Raw genomic sequence first — 1,569 nt, forward strand, 5'->3', positions numbered from 1 at the left:
CCCATTCAACTGATTGAAGTAGATGGCCAAGTTAAATTTCCTGGTGTTTATCCGCTAGCGAAAAATGCAAAAGTGAGTGATTTATTAGCCGCCGCCGGTGGCGTGAAAGAATCTGCTTACTTAGCGCGAGCAGAGGTTACTCGCAATAAACTTACCGCGTCAGGTGCGACAAAAATTTCTTTAGAGGTCGACCTAGGTTTAGCCTTAAAAAAAGATGAAGTTTTCGATATTGCTTTGCAAAGTAAAGATCGACTGAATGTACATAAAATTCCGGCTTGGAGTGAAAATCATGTGGTTGAATTACGCGGTGAGTTTGTCTTTCCTGGCAAATATACCATTCGTCGTGGTGAAACCTTAGCCGACTTAGTCAGTAAAGCCGGCGGTTTAACCCAATATGCTCACCCTGATGCGTCAGTGTTTACCCGCATAAAGTTAAAAGCACTTGAAAAGAAAAACCTAGCTAAGCTTGTTGGCGACTTACGTATTGAAATGGCTTCTAAATCTTTGACTGAGCAAGGTGGCTCAGCATATTACGACGACGGTCAAAAAATATTAGCCGATATTACTAAATTAGAGCCAGTAGGGCGTTTAGTCATTAACCTGCCCAATTTAATGGCTGCAAATAATGATGATGTGTTACTAGAAGGCGGAGACGTACTTTATGTACCGACTAAGAACAATTCAGTTAATGTTATTGGCCAAATTCAGGTGGGATCATCACATTTATATAATAATACCATGTCGATTGAAGACTATATTACGCAAAGTGGTGGTATTAAAAAACGTGCTGACGTCGAGCGCATTTACGTTATCTCGGCCAGTGGTAGTATTAAAATGGTTGAAGAAAGTAACTGGTTTGCTGGCGCAGAAGATGCGGGATTAAAACCAGGCGACACCATTGTAGTGCCATTAGATTCTGAATACATGAATGATCTAACATTATGGTCAACAGCCACACAAATTATTTATAATTCGGCTGTAGCTGTTGCAGCAATAAGCGGTTTTTAACTTGATGGACTAAAGTCCACCCTACATCGAGCCCACGGGTGATAATGTAGGTTGGTCGATTGTTTTGTAGGTCGGACTTTAGTCCGTCAACCGTTCAGCGGGCTATTAACGAAATGGGATCACAAACATTTGCAGTTGGCCTTATTTTTTGTCGTTCGCATAAATGCGAAAACGGTTAAATTTCATTTAACTTGATGGACTAAAGTCCAACCTACAAGATCTTACGGGTGATAATGTAGATTTAGGTGATTGTTTTGTAGGTCGGACTTTAGTCCGTCAACTGAACAGCCGGCTATTAACGAGCTGGGATCACAAACATTTGCAGTTGGCCTTATTTTGTCGTTCGCATTTGTGCGAAAACAGTTAAATTTCATTTAACTTGATGGACTAAAGTCCAACCTACAAGATCTTACGGGTGATAATGTAGATTTAGGTGATTGTTTTGTAGGTCGGACTTTAGTCCGTCAACCGCACAGCGAATACAAAACGCAGTAGGGTAAAGCGAAACAGACAAAGAATCTGAAAGCTGTTTTTTATAGCTGACAGCTCAAAACTTTAAAC

The 1,569-nt window shown here is 40.7% G+C and carries 1 protein-coding gene; it reads left to right on the top strand.

Annotated elements, in window-relative coordinates; genetic code table 11:
* Positions 1-1,008: SLBB domain-containing protein (locus tag H4J59_RS01380; RefSeq protein WP_182236169.1), on the top strand; the 1,008-nt coding region annotated here is incomplete at its 5' end.
* Positions 1,009-1,569: the final 561 nt, after the last annotated feature.

This window comes from Colwellia sp. MB02u-10, assembly GCF_014077185.1.
GTDB lineage: Bacteria > Pseudomonadota > Gammaproteobacteria > Enterobacterales > Alteromonadaceae > Cognaticolwellia.